The organism is Mesorhizobium sp. M8A.F.Ca.ET.181.01.1.1 (assembly GCF_004792025.1).
Classification (GTDB): domain Bacteria; phylum Pseudomonadota; class Alphaproteobacteria; order Rhizobiales; family Rhizobiaceae; genus Mesorhizobium.
Genome location: NZ_SRTV01000374.1, coordinates 1 through 249, shown reverse-complemented (window position 1 = coordinate 249; position 249 = coordinate 1). Strand labels below are relative to the sequence as shown.

Here is a 249-nt window from a genome sequence, read left to right as displayed (position 1 = left end):
GGCGCTGACGACATCGAAGGTGTCGGTGTAGGTGGTGCCGGCGGCGAACTCGTTGTGGGCCGAGCTTGCCGTGTAGGTCCAGGCACCGGCGCTGTCGATGGAGAACGAGCCATAGGTCCCTGCGGTCGCGGCCTGGGCGACGAAGGTCGCCGGGCTGTCGACATCCGAGATGGTCAGCGTGCCGGAGCTCGAGATGTCGGTGGCCGAGTTGGTCTCGGTCAGGTTGCGCACATCGGCCGACAGGATGGC

1 protein-coding gene is annotated in these 249 nt (G+C 67.1%); it reads right to left on the bottom strand.

Going from position 1 to position 249, the window contains the following annotated elements; all coding sequences use genetic code 11:
- A partial coding sequence (locus EN824_RS35015) for a VCBS domain-containing protein (protein ID WP_135933259.1) occupies nucleotides 1-249 on the bottom strand: 249 nt, incomplete at both ends.